The organism is uncultured Campylobacter sp., assembly GCF_938030145.1.
In the GTDB taxonomy this organism is placed as follows: domain Bacteria; phylum Campylobacterota; class Campylobacteria; order Campylobacterales; family Campylobacteraceae; genus Campylobacter_B.
Map to the genome: position 1 here is coordinate 1 of NZ_CALHGM010000028.1, position 3,383 is coordinate 3,383.

At 46.5% G+C, this 3,383-nt stretch carries 3 protein-coding genes; all 3 read right to left on the reverse strand.

Features of this window, described 5'->3' with window-relative positions; translation table 11 throughout:
* Positions 1 to 1,145: DUF935 family protein (locus tag Q0323_RS05265; RefSeq protein ID WP_298052230.1), on the reverse strand; the 1,145-nt coding region annotated here is incomplete at its 3' end.
* A gap of 129 nt (positions 1,146 to 1,274) precedes the next feature.
* Positions 1,275 to 2,792: a phage terminase large subunit gene (gene terL, locus Q0323_RS05270; RefSeq protein WP_298052233.1), complete on the reverse strand. Its 1,518-nt coding sequence runs from the start codon at positions 2,790 to 2,792 to the stop codon at positions 1,275 to 1,277.
* A complete protein-coding gene (locus Q0323_RS05275; RefSeq protein WP_298052235.1) occupies positions 2,789 to 3,256 on the reverse strand; it encodes a DUF1804 family protein in 468 nt (155 codons plus the stop codon). Before Q0323_RS05275 ends, terL begins: the two co-directional genes overlap by 4 nt.
* Positions 3,257 to 3,383 lie beyond the last annotated feature (127 nt).

The window sequence follows — 3,383 nt, forward strand, 5'->3', positions numbered from 1 at the left end:
CTCTCTATCTCAGTGAGATATTTAGCCGCACCGGCAGAGTTTTTCTCTGCGCCTATGCGCCCGTTTGATCCGTCGCCCTCTTTCGCGTCCGTAGCCTTTGCGCTTGGCGGCAGGTCAAATTCCTTTGCCATATCTTCAGGGCTCATTCGGTATCCCATATCGTGCAAAATTTGAAGCATCTGTGCGCGCTGGAGCAGATCCACATCCTTTTCGATTTGAATGTTTAGATTTGCCCTTTTGCCAAGACGCGCATATATTCGCTCGACTAAGCGGCTTGCGAATTTCACGTCCGCAGCGACTATCTCGGCGCGGTTTTGCTCGTGGGTTTTGCTCATTGCGTAGCTGCCGCTTTGTGCGGTGTTTGCGTTGGAACTAAGCACCGAGCCGTTTATTACTTTGGCTATCTCGGCGTCGCAATAGCGCACAAACTCCATAAAGTCGGCTTGGCTTCCTCTACCCTCAAGTACTTTGATAATGTCGTTCGGACCTAGTACCGCGTAACTGCCGCTTTTGATACCCTCAAGCGCTTCAGCCATTTGGGTGATGACGTTTTCATCCCCGCTTGAGCTATTGCCGATCAGCGGCGGCACGCCTAAGAATTCCACAAATTTAAGATAATGGCTAAGCACGAAATGTTTAGCAAACACCAGCCATAAAATTTTTAATAATGCCGGATCTTCCTGCCTAACTACTATAAAAAACGGCTCTTTGGCTTCAATATCGCGTGAGCCTATCCGCAGATAGGGCTTGTTTTCTACGATATTAATATATATTCTATCTACTACGTCAAATTTTATATTTGCGTCCTCGTCCGCATACACTTCTAAAACGCTAAGACCGAAAATCCTAGCGCTCACCGCAGCCTTTATGATTTGCTCGATATTTTCGTTTTGATCCTCGCCTAGATCGTGGGTAAAAAATTTATTCTCTACCGAGCTTAAACGCTTTTCTATTTCAGCCCCTACGGCGCTATCCTTATCCATTATGAGCGAAAATGCAGGGAATAGATAATTCTGCTGTTTAGTAAGCAGTGCGGCGCGGATCTTAGAGGGGCTTAGCTCTACATATCCCGCTACGTCGGTCTTGGAATAAGCCCCCTTGGGTCTTAAAAGCTTAATGAGCGATCTTAAATCTTGTTTTTTCATCCATCATCCTTAAATTTCATTTGCGTGCGTTTTAAGCGCTTTTAGCCTCTTGGGCGATAAATCACACGTCCAAAAATATTTAAACGCTTTTAAACGGCTTTTAAAAGCGTTTAAACGGCATTGTTCTTATCAGCTTTGCAACATATCTTTTATCATATCGCGTTTGCGCTTTCGCTCTTTGATGATCCGGCTAGCCTTTGCATAATCAAACGCCGGCACCTTTGCGATGCGCCATGCCATCTCTAGCGCATCCAATCCATCATCATGCGCGCTTTTAGGGTAGGTATCAAGCTCGTCTATGAAAACGAGCGAGTTTTTATCGCTTAGGATCACGCCGTTATTTATAGGCGGGGTTAGGCTATCGATACGAAGCTGCTTAGGCACGCTATTTTTAAGCTCTATGATAGGCAGATAAAGCCCTAATTCGCGGGCTTTTTTGTCGAGCATATCCTTAAAAAACTCCTGAAACTGAATAGTTTCGATCGCGATTTTTAGCGGGCGGTTAAGTCGTAAAATTTCAAGCGCCGCTGCTATGATGCGATCCATCATAAGCTCGGGCTTTACTTTTGCCATCTTAACGCTTACATAAAATTTGCCCTCATACGCCCCAAGCGTAGCTACGGCGAAATAATCGCCCTTGCTTTTTCCTAATGCGGGGTCAATCCCCATATAATAGGCGTCGCAAAGAGGCATCTGCTCGAAAGTTTGATACCCGCTAAAGCTTGCCTCCTCTTTACTCAGCGGCTCGTTTTGATATTCGCTCATAAAGGCGCCTTTGGAGCTTAAAAACTCCTGTTTTATGGGCTCTTTATCCAGCCTGCTGTCATCTAGCAGCAGCTCTTTCATATCCCACTTTTGCTCATCTACGTTTGCGGGAAAAGCGCGCACCAGCGGATAGGATAGAGTTTTGAAATCCGCTCTTGCTTCGATGCGAAATAAGAGGCTATCGTAATGCAGCGTCGTGCCGACTACTACGATATTATAAGCGTTATCGCCGCGGGCGGGCAGCTTCATAATAGCCTTTTCAAACCACTCATAAAGTTTGTCGCGCTGCGCTTTCGTTTTTACGTTTTCGTCGTTTTCCAGATCGTCGCAAATGATAAGATCCGGACGAAATCCTCGCCAGTTTTCGCCGCGGATCTTTTTGCCTGCGCCGTAAGCGGAAATTTTAAACGCCGTTTTTCCGCTATAAAATATGATCTCCTCCTCCGTCCATTTATCGCCCTTGCTGATACCAAAGTCCCTAATCAAAAGCTCGTTTTCCTCAAGCTCGTTTTTTATAAATTCGATCGTCTTTTTGGATAGATTTATCGTCGCGCTAATGATTACGCAGTTGCGCTTTCGCGCAGTTACCGCAGTATTAAAGAGTACCCAAAGCCTTGAAATCAAGGTAGTTTTGGCGGCTCCTCTGTAAGCCTTAAAAAGCAGATGCCTATTTTTCGTGCTTAGCTTCGCCTCATTTTTATAAAAATCCGCTCGAAATTTTGAGGTTTCGGGCAGGCGTACGTGAGCGTTAAAATAGATCCGCACGCACTCTTTAAAGCTTGCGCGCGCAGCCTTTATCCTAGCGTCTCTTTGCGGATCGGCGGCGCGCTTTAGGGATTTGAGCTTAGCGCGGAGCGTTTCGATATTTTCGTTTGCGATCATTGTTTAAGCACTCGTCTTAGAATTTCATCGGCGTTTGCCGCCAAAAACTCCGTCACGGCATCGCATTTTTTCTTCGTGGCAAGATCAGCAATCTCATTTATCGCGCGGCTTGCGGCGTCTAGCATTTGAGCCTTTATATCCGTTTTAAGCGGGGCTTTAAGACTATAATAGGTTTGCGTATAATCTTTTAAAATTTCTAGTCTCTCTTGAGGCGGCAGCTCCTGCATCTGTGAAAACACCCGCTCGAAGCTTTCTATCAGCGCAAGGATAAAACCTTGCTCGCTTTTGATGGTATTGCTTTGCTCCCTGTTTTTTGCAAGTGCCAGCTCATCCCAGTCCTCGCCCGCGGCTTTTGCTCTAGCCTTGGCGGCATAGATGCTTTGGCGACTTACGCCGCAAGCAGTTGCGATGTCGGTGATTGAGTAGCCCTTAATAAACATATCGCGTGCGGTTTTAACGTCCAAAATATTCTCCTAGTTGTGTCGCAATTCTTGGGGGACAAGAAGGGAGCTAATGGCGAGGCGCCCCCTTCTTATCCCCCAAACCCCCAATTAACCCCTGCACGCTTACAAGGTGCGAGCCTGCGGCTCG